Annotated in this window: 14 protein-coding genes and 1 tRNA gene; 7 read left to right on the forward strand and 8 right to left on the reverse strand. The window is 66.3% G+C overall.

From position 1 onward, the window contains the following. Positions 1 to 9: 9 nt before the first annotated feature. The 3 genes from JZZ72_RS04970 (at position 10) to JZZ72_RS04980 (ending at position 3,180) form a co-directional block, all read left to right on the forward strand. A complete protein-coding gene (locus JZZ72_RS04970) occupies positions 10 to 1,227 on the forward strand; it encodes a fumarylacetoacetate hydrolase family protein (RefSeq protein ID WP_123753253.1) in 1,218 nt (405 codons plus the stop codon). Positions 1,228 to 1,313: 86 nt separating this feature from the next. Then, complete coding sequence (locus JZZ72_RS04975; protein WP_058540343.1) at positions 1,314 to 2,627, forward strand: MFS transporter; 1,314 nt, start codon at positions 1,314 to 1,316, stop codon at positions 2,625 to 2,627. A 172-nt stretch (positions 2,628 to 2,799) separates the two neighbouring features. Continuing rightward, on the forward strand, positions 2,800 to 3,180 hold the full coding sequence (locus JZZ72_RS04980) for a hypothetical protein (protein WP_043864065.1): 381 nt from the start codon (positions 2,800 to 2,802) through the stop codon (positions 3,178 to 3,180). 46 nt (positions 3,181 to 3,226) lie between these two features. On the opposite strand, the gene JZZ72_RS04985 is transcribed toward JZZ72_RS04980, so the two are convergent. From JZZ72_RS04985 to JZZ72_RS05010, 6 genes are all read right to left on the reverse strand, one after another. Continuing rightward, on the reverse strand, positions 3,227 to 4,447 hold the full coding sequence (locus JZZ72_RS04985) for a zinc-dependent alcohol dehydrogenase (RefSeq protein WP_058540342.1): 1,221 nt from the start codon (positions 4,445 to 4,447) through the stop codon (positions 3,227 to 3,229). Between the two features lie 74 nt (positions 4,448 to 4,521). Beyond that, positions 4,522 to 5,316, reverse strand: a complete 795-nt coding sequence (locus tag JZZ72_RS04990) for a DUF3618 domain-containing protein (RefSeq protein ID WP_210014115.1) — start codon at positions 5,314 to 5,316, stop codon at positions 4,522 to 4,524. Then, complete coding sequence (locus JZZ72_RS04995; protein ID WP_080922937.1) at positions 5,313 to 5,741, reverse strand: phage holin family protein; 429 nt, start codon at positions 5,739 to 5,741, stop codon at positions 5,313 to 5,315. Before JZZ72_RS04995 ends, JZZ72_RS04990 begins: the two co-directional genes overlap by 4 nt. Further along, entirely contained in the window at positions 5,741 to 6,322 is a 582-nt protein-coding gene (locus JZZ72_RS05000) for a hypothetical protein (protein WP_116053692.1), read from the reverse strand. The genes JZZ72_RS04995 and JZZ72_RS05000 overlap by 1 nt, the downstream gene beginning before the upstream one ends. Positions 6,323 to 6,507: 185 nt before the next feature. Beyond that, entirely contained in the window at positions 6,508 to 6,981 is a 474-nt protein-coding gene (locus JZZ72_RS05005; RefSeq protein WP_043864060.1) for a hemerythrin domain-containing protein, read from the reverse strand. 225 nt (positions 6,982 to 7,206) lie between these two features. After that, positions 7,207 to 8,997, reverse strand: a complete 1,791-nt coding sequence (locus tag JZZ72_RS05010; RefSeq protein WP_043864059.1) for a thiamine pyrophosphate-requiring protein — start codon at positions 8,995 to 8,997, stop codon at positions 7,207 to 7,209. Positions 8,998 to 9,173: 176 nt separating this feature from the next. On the opposite strand from JZZ72_RS05010, the gene JZZ72_RS05015 reads away from it, so the two are divergent. Both JZZ72_RS05015 and JZZ72_RS05020 read left to right on the forward strand, forming a co-directional pair. Continuing rightward, positions 9,174 to 10,214 carry a GlxA family transcriptional regulator gene (locus JZZ72_RS05015; RefSeq protein ID WP_229590272.1) on the forward strand — a complete coding sequence of 347 codons (1,041 nt, stop codon included), beginning with the start codon at positions 9,174 to 9,176 and terminating at the stop codon, positions 10,212 to 10,214. A 123-nt stretch (positions 10,215 to 10,337) separates the two neighbouring features. Then, positions 10,338 to 10,412: transfer RNA gene (locus tag JZZ72_RS05020), tRNA-Gln, on the forward strand. Positions 10,413 to 10,567: 155 nt separating this feature from the next. Here the strand turns inward: JZZ72_RS05020 and JZZ72_RS05025 are convergent. Together JZZ72_RS05025 and JZZ72_RS05030 are read right to left on the reverse strand one after the other, a co-directional pair. Further along, on the reverse strand, positions 10,568 to 11,797 hold the full coding sequence (locus JZZ72_RS05025) for a DUF3422 domain-containing protein (protein WP_054914334.1): 1,230 nt from the start codon (positions 11,795 to 11,797) through the stop codon (positions 10,568 to 10,570). Positions 11,798 to 11,802: 5 nt separating this feature from the next. Further along, entirely contained in the window at positions 11,803 to 12,405 is a 603-nt protein-coding gene (locus JZZ72_RS05030) for a TetR/AcrR family transcriptional regulator (RefSeq protein ID WP_054914335.1), read from the reverse strand. A 97-nt stretch (positions 12,406 to 12,502) separates the two neighbouring features. Between JZZ72_RS05030 and JZZ72_RS05035 the strand changes: the two genes are divergently transcribed. Together JZZ72_RS05035 and JZZ72_RS05040 are read left to right on the forward strand one after the other, a co-directional pair. Next, on the forward strand, positions 12,503 to 13,252 hold the full coding sequence (locus tag JZZ72_RS05035) for an SDR family NAD(P)-dependent oxidoreductase (RefSeq protein WP_043864056.1): 750 nt from the start codon (positions 12,503 to 12,505) through the stop codon (positions 13,250 to 13,252). Continuing rightward, positions 13,245 to 14,003, forward strand: coding sequence for an SDR family oxidoreductase (locus tag JZZ72_RS05040; protein WP_210014116.1), 759 nt, complete (start codon positions 13,245 to 13,247; stop codon positions 14,001 to 14,003). Before JZZ72_RS05035 ends, JZZ72_RS05040 begins: the two co-directional genes overlap by 8 nt. Positions 14,004 to 14,020: the final 17 nt, after the last annotated feature.

The raw sequence follows: 14,020 nt of genomic DNA on the forward strand, positions 1-14,020 counted from the left end.
AGTGCACACATGACCAACCAGAACCAGGCGCACGCGCCTCTCGCACTGAGCAACGATCTCGCCGTGTTCGCCACCGGCAGCTGGGTAGGGCGGGTGTGGCTGCCCGAGCAGGGCCCGGCCGTGGTGCTGGTCAGGGCCGGCGCGGTGCATGACATCAGTGCGCATGTGGCCACCGTCTCGGCCCTGCTCGAACAACCCGACCCGGCCGCCTACCTGCGCGCACTGCCGCTGGGCGAGGCGTTGATCGAGCTGCCCGCGCTGCTGGCCAACAGCGACCCGCAGCAGCGCGATGCGCGCCTGCCATGGTTGCTGGCCCCCATCGACCTGCAGGCGGTCAAGGCCGCCGGCGTGACCTTCGCCGCCAGCCTGCTGGAGCGTGTGGTCGAAGAGCAGGCCAAGGGCGACCCGGCCAAGGCCGACGCGATTCGCGACACCCTGGTCAGCCGCATCGGCGCCGACCTGTCGCGTATCGTGCCCGGCTCGGCCCAGGCCGAAGAACTGCGCGTGCTGCTGGTGGAGCAGGGCATGTGGTCGCAGTACCTGGAAGTGGGCATCGGCCCGGACGCCGAAGTGTTCACCAAGGCCCAGCCGTTGTCGGCGGTCGGCCACGGCGCCGATATCGGCCTGCACCCCAAGTCCAGCTGGAACAACCCCGAGCCCGAGGTGGTGCTGGCGGTGTCGAGCAACGGCACCATCCACGGCGCCATGCTGGGCAACGACGTGAACCTGCGCGACTTCGAAGGGCGCAGCGCGCTGCTGCTGTCCAAGGCCAAGGACAACAACGCCTCGACCGCCCTCGGCCCGCTGCTGCGCCTGTTCGACGAGACCTTCAGCCTGGAGGACGTGCGCGCCGCCGAAGTCGACCTGCGCGTCGAAGGCCGGGATGGCTTCGTGCTGCAGGGGCGCAGCTCGATGCGCCAGATCAGCCGCGACCCGGTCGACCTGGTGCAGCAGACCCTCAACGAGAACCACCAGTACCCCGACGGCCTGGTGCTGTTTCTGGGTACCCTGTTCGCGCCCAAGCAGGACCGTGACCAGCCCGGCAGCGGTTTCACCCACAAGCTGGGCGATGTGGTCACCATCAGCAACCCGCTGCTGGGCAGCCTGTGCAACCGCGTGACCACCAGCGACCAGGCACCACAATGGGCATTCGGCCTGCGTGCGCTGATCGAAAGCCTGAGCCGTCGTGGCTTGCTGGAGGTGGCAGTGACTGCACGCCAGCCCTGAGCGGGCGTGCGTATTCCAGGGATGACGTGTGGATGAAGGATCGCCTCGGCGTTTGACGCTGCAACAACAATAATAAAGGCCATCAGATGAACGCACTGAAGAAGTACCAACGCATCACCGTCGTGTTTCTGCTGTTGATCGGCATCGTCAACTACCTGGACCGCAGCGCGCTGTCGATTGCCAACACCTCGATCCAGCGCGACATGCTCATCAGCCCTTCGCAGATGGGCATCCTGCTGTCGGCCTTCTCCGTGGCCTATGCCTTTGCGCAGTTGCCACTGGGCCTGATCATCGACCGACTGGGCAGCAAGATCGCCCTGGGCGCCTCGTTGCTGGCCTGGTCGGTGGCGCAGTCGCTGTGCGGGCTGGTCAACAGCTTTGGCGGCTTCATGGGCCTGCGGGTGCTGCTGGGGATCGGCGAGGCGCCGATGTTCCCCTCGGCGGCCAAGGCGCTGTCGGAATGGTTCGACGCCAACGAGCGGGGCACGCCGACCGGCATCGTGTGGTCGTCGACCTGCCTGGGGCCGTGTCTGGCGCCACCGTTGCTGACGCTGTTCATGGTCAACTTCGGCTGGCGCGGGATGTTCATCATCACCGGCGTGATCGGCATCGTGCTGGCGCTGTGCTGGTTGTCGTTCTACAAGAGCAAGGCCAGGTACCTGGCCGAACTGGCGGCGCAGGGCCAGGCGCTGCCAAGCGAACAGCCGGCGCCGCGGGCTGACGCGGTGCAGGCGCCCAAGGCGTCGTACTTTGCCGGCTGGCTCGACCTGTTCAAGCACCGCAGCACCTGGGGCGCGGTGCTGGGCTTCATGGGCGTGATCTACATGCTGTGGCTGCATCTGACCTGGCTGCCGGGCTACTTCGAGCGCGAGCATGGGCTGAACCTGTATGACACCGCGTGGGTGGTATCGCTGGCCTATGGTTTCGGCGCGGTGGGCACCATCGTGGCGGGTCGGTTCTGCGACCTGCTGGTACGGCGTGGCATGAGCGTGCTGGCCAGCCGCAAGTTCAGCGTGATCACCGGGCTGGTGCTGGCGGCGCTGTTCACCTTGCCGCTGTCATATGTGAGCGGGTTGACCGGGTGCGTGATACTGCTGTGCCTGGCGCTGTTCAGCATCAACATGGCCAGTGCCACTGCGTGGATGATCGTCAACACCATCGTCGACAGCCCGCGGGTGGCCTCGTTTGGTTCGATCCAGAACTTTGGCGGCTACATTGCAGGGTCCGTGGCGCCGATCGTGACCGGGTTCAGCATCCAGTATTCGGGTTCGTTCAATACCGCGTTCATGATCAGTGCGGTGGTGGCGCTGTGCTCGGCGCTGGCGTACTTCCTGTTGCTCAAGGCGCCGATCGGCGGGGCGGATGAGCCGGCGGGGCAGATGGCCGGGGCTACCCAGTAGGACAGGTGGCGAGCGCTTCGCGCTCGTTCACTGGCGTGCCAGCGAAGAGGCCGGTGGTCTTCGCTCCTCTGCCATTCATCCACCCAATCGCACCCTGGCGCACGCGCGCCCTCAAACCCCCTGAATGGCCCGTGACACGGGCCCGCATTCAACCGGATCGAGGGTGAGCACCATGCCCCAGGGAAGCAAAGCCAAGTACACCGCCGAGCAGAAACGCAAGGCGCAGCACATCGAAGAAAGCTACGAGCAAAAAGGCACGCCCAAAGCCGAGGCCGAGGCGCGTGCCTGGGCCACGGTGAACAAGCAGTCTGGCGGGGGCGAGAAAAAGGGCGGCTCAGGTCGCAGCACCCCGGCCGGCGAAAAGCACGCCGCTGCCTCCGACTCGGCCAAACGCGCCGCCAGCACCCGCGCCGGCCACGCGCGCACCTCCACCACCTCGTTGGCCAGCCAGACCAAGCAAAGCCTGCTCAAGGAGGCGCGCAGCAAGGACATCAAGGGGCGCTCGAGCATGACCAAGGCGCAGCTGATCGAAGCGCTGCACGCCCACCACTGAACCCGCCCGACGCTGACCGGCGAGGCCGCCGGCCAGCGTCACGGGCTCAGGCCACCACGCCGTCGTCGACGATGGCCATCGGCAACTCGATGCTGCTGTCGCCAGGCGTGAGGATGACCTTGCGGCACTCCTGCTCCTTCTTGTCGAAGATCCTGTAGCCCTCGGCCGCCTGTTCCAGCGACAGGCGGTGGGTGATGATGGTTTCCGGCGTGAGCGCGCCGGTTTCGATGTAGCCCAGCAGTTCGGGCAGGTAGCGCTGCACGTGGGTCTGGCCCATGCGAAAGGTCAGGCCCTTGTCGAACGCATCGCCGAACAGGAAGCCGTGGATGAACCCCGAATACACCCCCGGCACACTGACCACACCGCCGCGCCGGGCTGCCGCGATGCACTGGCGCAAGGCCTTGCCGCTGCTGCCCTCGAGCTTGAGCGCGGCCAGCACGGTTTCGGTGGTGCTGCCCTTGGCCTCGAAGCCCACCGCATCGACCACACCATCCACCCCGCGCATGCCCGGGGTCTGGCGGATGATGGTATCGGCCGGGTCGTCGTCATCGTCGAAATTGATCGGTATCACGCCATACGCCTGCTGCGCATAGGCCAGCCGGTAGGGGTGGTGGTCGACCATGAAGATGCGTTCGGCGCCGAGCATCCGCGCCACCGCCGCGCACAGCAGCCCGACCGGCCCCGCGCCGTAGATGGCGAGGCTCGAACCCTGGCCGATCTCGGTGTTCTTCACCGCCTGGAAGGCCGTGGGCAGGATGTCGGACAGAAACAGCACCTTCTCGTCGCTCAGCGTGCCGGGCACGCGGAACGGCCCGGTGTTGGCCTTGGGTACGCGCACGTACTCGGCCTGGCCGCCGGGTACGCCACCGTACAGGTGGCTGTAGCCGAACAGCGCTGCGCCAGAGGGGATGAGCTTCTTGTTGAGGATCGCGCCGCGCCCGGTATTGGTGGTCTCGCACGCGGCGAACAGGTCCTGCTGGCAGAAGAAACAGCTGCCGCAGGCAATCACGAACGGGATCACCACGCGATCGCCCGGCTGCACCGCGGTCACCCCGGTGCCGACTTCCTCGACCACGCCCATGAACTCGTGACCGAAGATGTCGCCGTCTTCGACCGCCGGGATCTTGCCGCGGTACAGGTGCAGGTCCGAGCCGCAGATGGCGGTGGCGGTCACCCGCAGGATCAGGTCGTCGGGTTCTTCCAGAATGGGGTCGATTACGGTATCGACCCTGACGTCGTGGGCGCCGTGGTAAGTGAGTGCTCTCATGGTCTCTCCAGCTTCGCGTAGGTAGGTGCAACACAGAGGGGCGTGCCCCGGCGCACAGGGCGCCGGGGCGACACTCAGGGCCTGAAGCCCAGGCCGTCGGACCGGTCGGCAGGCCCCTCGCGGGGGGCCTGCGCGGCAGCTGCCGGCGCGCTGGCGTCGGCGTTGTGCACGGCCTGGGTGGCGTCGGCGTACAGCGCCTTGCCGGTGCGGGTCACCTTGTCGGCCAGGGCATCGCGGGTTTCGCCCATCAGTTCGTCCTCCTTGCGCGTGCCGGGCAATGCCGCGCCCAGGGCCGCGCCGAGGGCGATGCCGATCGCGGCCAGCACCAGCGGCTGGTCCTTGAGCAGGTGGTCGAACTGGCCCTTGAGCTGCGCGGCCTGGGCCTGCACCCGGTCGCTGGCGTGGTGCGCGGCCTGGCGCACCTTGTCGGCCGAGCTGCCCAGGCTGTCGCCGGCGTCGCGCGCCTTGTCGTGGGCCACGTCCGAGGCGTGGTGCAGGTGCTCGCCGGCCTGGGCCATGGCGCCCTTGATGCCGCTGGCAGCGTCGCCCAGCGTGTCGGCCAGGCCGCTGCCGCCAAAGGTCGGCGAGCCGGGTGAGAAGGGGCGGTTCTGGTTCAGCACCAGCCACGCCAGGCCCACGCCGGTGAGCACGGTGGGCACCGGGTTGTGCTTCAGTGTGGTGCCCAGGTTCTGGAAGAACTCGCCGCCGTTGCCCTTGAAGTACGCCATGCCCTGGTCGATCAGCTGGCCGGGGGTGAGGCGGTGTTCCAGCGAGTCCACCAGGTGGCTGATGCTGGCGCGCTTGGCGTCGATCTCCTGCTCCAGGGTTTCCGGGCTCTTGTGCGATTCGGCTTCGAATGAGGTGCTCATGAGACTTTCCTCTTCAGTGCGTCCTTGTCCTGTTGCAGAGCATGCAGGGTGCGGTCAGGGGTGAGGTTGGACGGGTCGAACTGCTTCTTGCCGGCCTGCAGCATCACGAAGCCGATGACCAGGGTCACCGCGCCCACGATCAGCGCCGCCAGCCAGGGCGCGACCACGTAGGCCAGGCCGTACACCGCCGCCATCAGCAGGATGATCAGGCCCGCCAGCAGCACCATGGCGCCGCCGGCCACGGCGGCTGTACCGGCCTTGAGGGTGGTCAGGCTGCGTTGCAGTTCGGCCTTGGCCAGTGCCAGCTCCTTGGTGAACAGCTCGGGCACTTCACGGGTGAGCTGGCGCAGCAGGCTGCCGATGCTGGTGTTGTCGTGCTCGCCCGGTGGCGCGGGGGGCAGGGTATCGAGTGGGTCGCGTTCCATCACACACCTCCCTTGAAGCTGTCCTGGGTGTTGGGGCCATCGGCCAGGGTGCGGCCCAGCGGGTCGGCGGGCACGGGGTTGTCGCGCAGCGGCGGTACCGAGCTCTGGTAGGGCGTGCTGGCGCCGTAGGCCTGCGTGGGGGTGCCCGACGCGGTCGGGTGGCTGCTGCTGGCGCGCAGGAAGCGCGACAGGCCAAAGCCGATGGCGACGCTGCCGGCCAGGAACAGCGTGGGGTTGTCGCGGGCCAGTTGCGCGCCCTTGTGCACCAGGTCCTCGATGCTGTTGTCGCGGACCTGGTCGGCAAAATCGCCCAGCCCGCTGGCCAGTTGCGCCATGTACTGGGCCAGCCCGAGGGAATCCTTGCCTTCAAGGGCCGAGGCTGCCGACTGGGCGCCTTCGACCAGCGAGTCGAGCTGTTCGGCGGCCAGGTCGCGATACTGCTCGTACTGTCTGGCGCCGTGTTCCCTGGCGTCGTCGAGCAATGCCCCGGCGTCTTCGGCCAGGGTGTGCAGGTGTTCCTGCGGGGTGCCCTGGGGCGACTGCGAGGCGTCGCCGTGGGCCGACTGATCAGTCCCGTTCATTGTGGTTCTCCCTTACGTTCGGATAAACGCCGGGCACACTGCGCTGATTGCCAAGCACTGTTTTACGGACTCTCAGGCGGATGACGATGGACGTGGCGGCAGAGTTCAAGGCAAGTGACAGGTGACTGCCAAGGGCACGACCAAAGGTGGGACGGGCCCGCCCGGCGGCGGGCCTGGGGAAGGGATCAGTGGCTGGTGGTATTCTTGAGGGCCTTCATGTAGTTGGCCTTGAACGCCTGCATCTGTTCGCCAAGGGCCTCGAGTTCGGCCTTTTTCAGCAGCTTGCGGGCCTGCGGGAACATCTCGGACTCTTCTTCCTCGATATGGTGCTCGAGCAGCTCCTTCACCACCTTCACGCGGCCGGTGAACTCCGGGGTCGACGGGTCGGTGGTCTTGAGGTCGGGTAGCACCAGGGAGTCGACGGTGCGGTGCTCTTCCTTGGCCTCGTAGTACATCACGTCCTGTTCCTTGCCGCCGGCCTGCTTGAACGCCGGGTAGAGGATCTGCTCCTCGATCTCGGTGTGCACGGTGATTTCCATCTCCAGTTCGGCAAGCAGCTGGGTGCGCGTCTTGACGCCGCGCTCGGTGGATGCGCTCAGTTTTGCCAACAGGGCCTTTACGCGCTTGTGATCGGCTTCGAGCAGTTCAATGGCATTCATGGTGATCTCCGGTGGCGGGTACGGTGGCGTGTTCGCCTCGGTAGTCGTTGCATCAACGATGCCAGCCTGCACCGCTGGAAAAACCTCGTTGAATCAACGGCGTCGCCAGCGCATGGGCAGCGTCAGGCTTGCAAATTGCCCGAAACGGCCACCGGATCATGCAGTTTGGATGAAGGCACACTGCCCACGCCCACGCCGCCTCAGCGAAGTGGCGTGGGCATGCAATCAGCGCTTGCGCTTGGGCAGCACCGCGCTGAGCACCTGCTTGGCGGTCTGGGTGATCACGCCGGCTTCGTCGGGGTCGCCCTTGAGCAGGGTGGTGGCGAAGTTCTTCGCCTGTTGCACGGTGATGTGCGGCGGCAGGGGCGCCACGTTGGGGTCGGTCTTGAACTCGATCAGCACCGGGCAGTCGCTGGCCAGGGCCTGCTCCCAGGCGGCGGCAACGTCTTCTTCACGCTCGACGAAAATGCCCTTGAGCCCGATGGAGATGGCAAACAGGTGGTAGGGCACGTCGGGAATGTTCTGCGACGCCTCGAACTTGGGGTCGCCCTCCATTACCCGCTGCTCCCAGGTGACCTGGTTGAGGTCCTCGTTGTTGAACACCGCGCAGATCCAGTTCGGGGTCTGCCACTGACGCCAGTACTTGGCCACGGTGATCAGCTCGGCCATGTTGTTCATCTGCATGGCGCCGTCGCCCACCAGCGCGATCACCGGGCGCTCGGGGTGGGCGAACTTGGCCGCGATGGCGTAGGGCACGGCCGCACCCATCGAGGCCAGGCCGCCGGACAGCGAGCACTGCATGCCGCGGCGGATCTTCAGGTCGCGGGCGTACCAGTTGGCGCACGAACCCGAGTCGCTGGTGATGATGGCCTGGTCGGGCAGCCGCGGGGACAGCTCGTGCACCACCCGCTGCGGGTTGATCGGGTTGGCGCTGACCAGTGCGCGTTTTTCCAGGGTCTTGTCCCAGCGGGCGCGCCAGCCTTCGACCTTCTTGCGCCAGCTGCGGCTGGTCTTGCTGTCGAGCAGCGGCAGCAGGGCGCTCAGGGTTTCGGCCGCATCGCCCACCAGGTTGACCTCCATCGGGTAGCGCAGGCTGAGCATGTCGGGCTGGATATCGATCTGCACCGCGCGGGCCTGGCCCTCCTTGGGCAGAAACTCGGCGTAGGGGAAGCCCGAGCCGATCATCAGCAGGGTGTCGCACTCCTGCATCAGCTTGTAGCTGGGCTCGGTGCCGAGCAGGCCGATGGCGCCGGTGACCCAGGGCAGTTCGTCGGGCAGGGCGGCCTTGCCCAGCAGCGCCTTGGCCACGCCGGCGCCGAGTTTTTCGGCCACGGCGATGACCTCGTCGGTGGCGTTCAGCGCGCCCGCACCGACCAGCACGGCGACCTTCCTGCCCGCATTGAGGATGTCGGCGGCGCGCTGCAGGTCGGCCTCGTAGGGCACCACCCTGGGCTTGCTGTAGCCGACGCCCGAATGCAGGGTGCCGTGGGCGCGGGCGGGTTCTTTATAGGGCAGGTCCTGCAGGTCGTTGGGCAGGATCACCGCCGTGACGCGGCGCTCGCCCACCGCCGTGCGCACGGCACGGTCGATCAGGTGGCGTACCTGGGAGGGTTCGGAGGCCTGCTGCACGAAGGCGCCGGCCACGTCCTTGAACATCGACAACAGGTCCAGTTCCTGCTGGTAATGGCCGCCCAGCGCGGTGCGGGCCTGCTGGCCGACGATGGCGAGTACCGGCATGTGGTCCATGCGCGCATCGTAGAGACCGGTGAGCAGGTGCGAGGCGCCGGGGCCGGAGGTGGCGATGCATACCCCCAGCTCGCCGGTGAACTTGGCATGGGCTGCGGCCATGAACGCGGCCATTTCCTCGTGCCGCGCCTGGATGAATTCGATCTTGCCCCGGGCCCGGTCGAGCGCGCCGAACACGCCGTTGATGCCATCGCCAGGGTAGCCGTAGATACGTCGCACGCCCCATTGATACAGCCGCTCAACCAGGAAGTCGCCCACTGTCGTCGTCATTCGATCCCTCACGTTTACAAGTGATAGTCAGAGGTCTGGACCGGGGGCGCGCGCAGAAAGTTTCAACTGTCGAGTGTGGCGACGACTATCGCGGCGGGGGCATTTGAAGGCATATTGCCGTGCCACCCGGCGTGCTCTGCACGCTTTACCAGAACAACCAGAAGAGGCAGAACGTGGTGCAACGGCGGCAGTTCAGCGGTGCCCTGCAGGGCTCGAACCTGCGTTTTGTAGGCGGGCAGGGTCACGGCAGCGGGCCCCGGGCGCGGGTGGGCTTTGTGCTGCTCGAACATTTTTCGTTGCCGGCCTTCACCCAGGCGCTCGATACCCTGGTCACCGCCAACCTGATCCAGGCCGATGCCTTCGCCACCACCACCTTCAGCCTTGACGGTGCCTCGGTGGTCAGCGACCTGGGGCTGGTGATCTGCCCGGATGCGCCGCTGGGGCTGAAGACGCTCGAAGGCCTGGACCTGCTGGTGGTGTGCGGTGGCCTGCGCACCGTGCTGCGCCCGCTGCCGGAGCTGGCCCTGTTGCTGCAACGGGCTGCGCAGGCGGGGGTGGCGTTGGCGGGGCTGTGGAATGGTGCCTGGTTTCTGGCCCAGGCCGGCCTGCTCGATGGCTACCAGTGTGCGGTGCACCCGGAGAACCGTGCGGCGCTGGCCGAGCTGGCCAGGCATAGCCAGGTGACAGGGGAGAGCTACACGGTGGACCGAGACCGCCTGACGGCGGGCAGCCCGGCGGGGGCGTTCAACATGGTGCTGGAATGGATCGGCCAGCGTCATGGGCGTGGCCTGGTGGATGCCGTGGTCGATATCCTGGCCTACGAGGCCTCGCGCTTTCGCCGGGTGCAGCCGACCGTGCACCAGAACATGAGTGCGCCGCTGCGCGAGGCGATCAAGCTGATGGGGGCCAACCTTGAAGAGCCGCTGAGCCAGGTGCAGTTGGCGCAGTATGTGGGGTTGTCCCGGCGTCAGATCGAGCGGCTGTTCCAGTCGCAGTTGGGGACCACGCCGGTCCGTTACTACCTGGAGTTGCGCATTACCGAGAGTCGCCGGTTGTTGCAGCACTCGGACCTGGCGTTGATCGATGTGGCCCTGGCGTGCGGCTTTGTTTCGCCCAGCCATTTCAGCAAGTGCTACACCTCTTTTTATGGGTACGGCCCGTCGAAGGAGACGCGATTTGGCTGCGTGAATGGGCCGCAAAAGCCGGATATGCCGTAAGCCATGCGGTAACCACCTGTTTTTTCGTTATTTTTTAGCGTGGGGGCTTCCCTGGCGAAGCGAAAGTTGGTACATTTCCGCTCATTCCTGCCGAGGCCTTTCATGGGCTTCCAGTTGCATCACAGGGGCGTCGCCAAGCGGTAAGGCAGCAGGTTTTGATCCTGCCATGCGTTGGTTCGAATCCAGCCGCCCCTGCCATTTTTTCTCGTATCAACCTTCCCCAACTATCAAAAGCTGCTTGATTGCGGTCGGCTTCCGTTCGTGTTGCGTTTCGCTGCCGGGCCAGCGGCGCCAAGGCATGCAGGCCATGGCGCTCGGTTTAAGCAATGCAGGTTCAAGCGCTGGCCGCAGGGCTAGTGATCGTTGTGCTTGACCTTGCGCACCCGCACCAGAATCAACCCCAGCACGCCGATGGCCAGCGGCGCCATGCCCAGCAGTGCGTCCCGTGCGCTGACCTGCAGCCCCATCACCGTCAGGCCTGAATAGATCAGCTTGAACAGGTTGAGCAGGTAGTAGGTGATGGCGATGATCGACAACCCTTCCACTGCGCGCTGGATCTTGATCTGGGTGTCGGCGCGGGTGCTCAGGCTCTTGAGGATCTCCGCGTTCTGCTCCTCCATTTCCACCTGCACCCGTGCCTGCAGCAGGTCGCCCAGGTTGGCCACGCTCTTGGCCAGCTGGTCCAGGCGCTGTTCGGTCACGGCGCAGTAGCGCACCGTGGGCTTGAAGCGCCGTTCGATGAAGATACCCAACCGCTGGCAATCGCCCAGGTGGCTTTCGCGCAGCTCGCCCAGGCGCTCGAACACCAGTTGCGCATAGGCCTGGGTGGCGCTGAAGCGGTGGCGGGTCTTCGCGGCGCTGCGCACCATCTGCGCCGACAGCCCGGCAATGTCGCCCAGCAGTGCCTTGGCGTTGCCCGGCTGCGGGTCGGCGTTGCGCTCGGACAGGCTCACCAGGGTTCTGTCGTAGGCATTGAGCTCCACGCTCAGGGCCTTGGCGGTGTCCAGCGACAGCGAGGCCATCATGCGGTAGGTCTCGATCTCCAGCAGGCGCCGGATCATGCGGCCCTGGCGGTAGGCATTGAGGCGCCTGTTGACGAACAGGAAGCGGTTGGTGCCGTCCTCGCCCAGGCGAAAATCGCTCCATACCCGCGCATCGCCCCCGCCAATGCACGAGCCGCACGGGTCCTTGAAACCGTAGCGCGACAGCTCGCCTGCAAATGCCGCGTCGTTGTGCACCATGATCTGCACGGCATTGATCAGGTACGGCAAAAAGGCATCGACCCTGTCCATCAGCAGCGCGGGCAGGGGCTGCCAGGCCGGCGTCTGCTCGGTGGTGGTGACCACCAGGGTGAGGGTGACGAACTCGGCGTGCCGTTCCCATTTCAGGGCGTGGCCTTGCAGTCGGGTGATGCCCTGCACGGCGCCGGGGCTCACCGGCTCCGGGCAGCACTGCTGCAGCAGCGCCTCGCAGCGTGCGTCGTCGCTGAGAAAGGCCAGGTGGTAGACGTGGGCGGGCTCGTCGAAGTACAGCGAGGGGCGGGCGTGCAGCTCGTTGTGCAAGGTCTTGCGCTGTGGGTGCATGTAGATCAGGCCATGTTGGAATTGTTCTTGGCGCTTTCGATGATGCCCGTGACGAAGGTGATCAGGGCCTGGGTCAGGCCCTGTTCGCTGACCTGCACCCCGCGCCACTGCGCGTGCCCGTACAGCATGCCGATGACGGCATGGGTGACGAGGCCGATCGCGCCTCCCTGGCGCCCGTCGCGTGCACACTCGCTAGCAATGATGCCGCTCAGGATCGACGCATGGCTGCGGTTGAGCGCGTCGATCTGCAACTGCTGTTCGTGGGACAGGTTGACGTACTCGCGAGTCACCAATTGCACGCGATGGGCGTGGGCCAGGTTGAACCGCACAAACGCCTGGACGAAGCGCTGCAGGCGTTCTTCGGGGGTTCTGGCGCCTTTCATGCAGCGTTTTGTGTCGAACACCAGGTCGGCCAGGGTCGACTCGATCAGCTCGAACAACAGGCACTGCTTGTTCTCGATGTGGTGGTACAGCGAGCCGGCACGCAGGCCCAGATGGCTGGCCAGGTCGCGCAGGCCGATGGCCTGGTAGCCGCGGGTGGCGAACAGTTCGGTGGCCGCGTCGAGCAGGCGGTCCCGGGGCGAGCAGGCAGTAGCGGCAGCGGGCATGGCGCAGTCCTGTATGGGCATCGAACGGGGCAAATTCGGTTTGACCAAATGTAAGACAACAGGCATCTTACGTAAAGACTAATGCGCGGAGGTGGTTATGGAAGGTCAGACGGTCGTAATCGTTGGCGGTGCTTCGGGTTTGGGCCTGGAAACCGCCAGGTTGATGGTCAAGCGTGGGGCACGAAAAATCGGCTTGATCGATCGCAATGAGCAGTTGATGGCCGAGGCGGCAAGCACCTTGCGCGCCCTGGATTGCGAGGTGGCCACGGCGGCGGCGGACATTTCGCGCCAGGCCAGCGCCCATGCAGCCTTCGGGCAGGTCGTCGAGGCACTGGGGCGGGTGCACTGCCTGGTCAACAGTGCGGCGATCTACCCGCGCCAGGACATCTTCGAGATCACCGACGAAGAGTGGGACCTGGAAAACGCGGTCAACATCAAGGGCACCTACCACATGATGGTCGCCGCCGTGCGCCACATGCAGGGCTTCGTCGCGGCGCCGCAGGTGACCGGGCGCATCGTCAACGTGACCTCGGTGGACGCCTTCAAGGCGCACCCGCAGAACGCCCACTATGCCGCCACCAAGGCGGCGGTGGTGAGCCTGACCAAATCCTTCGCCCAGGCCTGTGCCAAGGACCAGATCCTGGTCAACTCGGTGGCGCCGGCCGGCTTTGCCACCGAGCGCGCCCGCCAGCTGGGTTTTCTCGGCGAGCTGGCCGCCGCCAACCCGCTGGGCCGCGCGGCGGAACCTGCAGAGATCGCCGAATGGATCGTGATGATGGGCAGCAGCCGCAACAGCTATGCCACGGGTGAGAACGTGATTGTCAGCGGGGGTTACATCTATGCCTGAAGCAACCGCATTACCGGCGTCCTACCGCTGTGCACTGGTGACCGGTGCCACCAGCGGCATCGGCAAGGCCATCGTGCTGGCCCTGCGCGATGCCGGCCTGCAGGTGATTGCCGTGGGCCGCAGCCGTGAGGCGCTGCAGGCGTTGGGCCAGGAGCAGGGCGTGGTGACGGTGGAGGCCGACGTGCGCCAGGCCGACGCCTTTGCCCAGGTGCTGAGCCAGTACCCGGTGGACGTGCTGGTCAACAATGCCGGGGTGCTGTCGAGCCGAGCCGCGTTCCAGGACATGGACCCGGCCGAGATCGACACCATGCTCGACATCAACCTCAAGGCGCCCCTGCACCTGACCCGTCAGGTGCTGCCGGGCATGGTGCAGCGCGGCCATGGCCACCTGTTCTTCATCGGCTCGAGTGCCGGGCGTGCGCCGCACCCCGGGGCGGCGGTGTATGGTTCGTCGAAGGCCGGCATCAGCCTGTTCTGCGACGCGCTGCGCTGCGACCTGCTGGGCAGCGGGGTGCGGGTGACCGAAATCGCCCCGGGTCGCGTGCAGACCCAGCTGTACCGCACCGCCATGGGCATGCAGGCCGCGGGCAGCGAGCTGTATGACGGCTACGCCTCGATCATGCCCGAGGACATCGCCCAGCTGCTGCTGGCGGCCTTGCGCCTGCCCGAGCAGGTGGACGTTTCGCGTCTGGAGGTGTTCCCCACGGCCCAGGCCGTGGGCGGCGCGCGGATGGTCAAGACGCTCGGCTGAGGCAGGCGGTGCCGGTG

The sequence above is a fragment of the Pseudomonas palmensis genome (assembly GCF_017848315.1).
Taxonomy (GTDB): domain Bacteria; phylum Pseudomonadota; class Gammaproteobacteria; order Pseudomonadales; family Pseudomonadaceae; genus Aquipseudomonas; species Aquipseudomonas palmensis.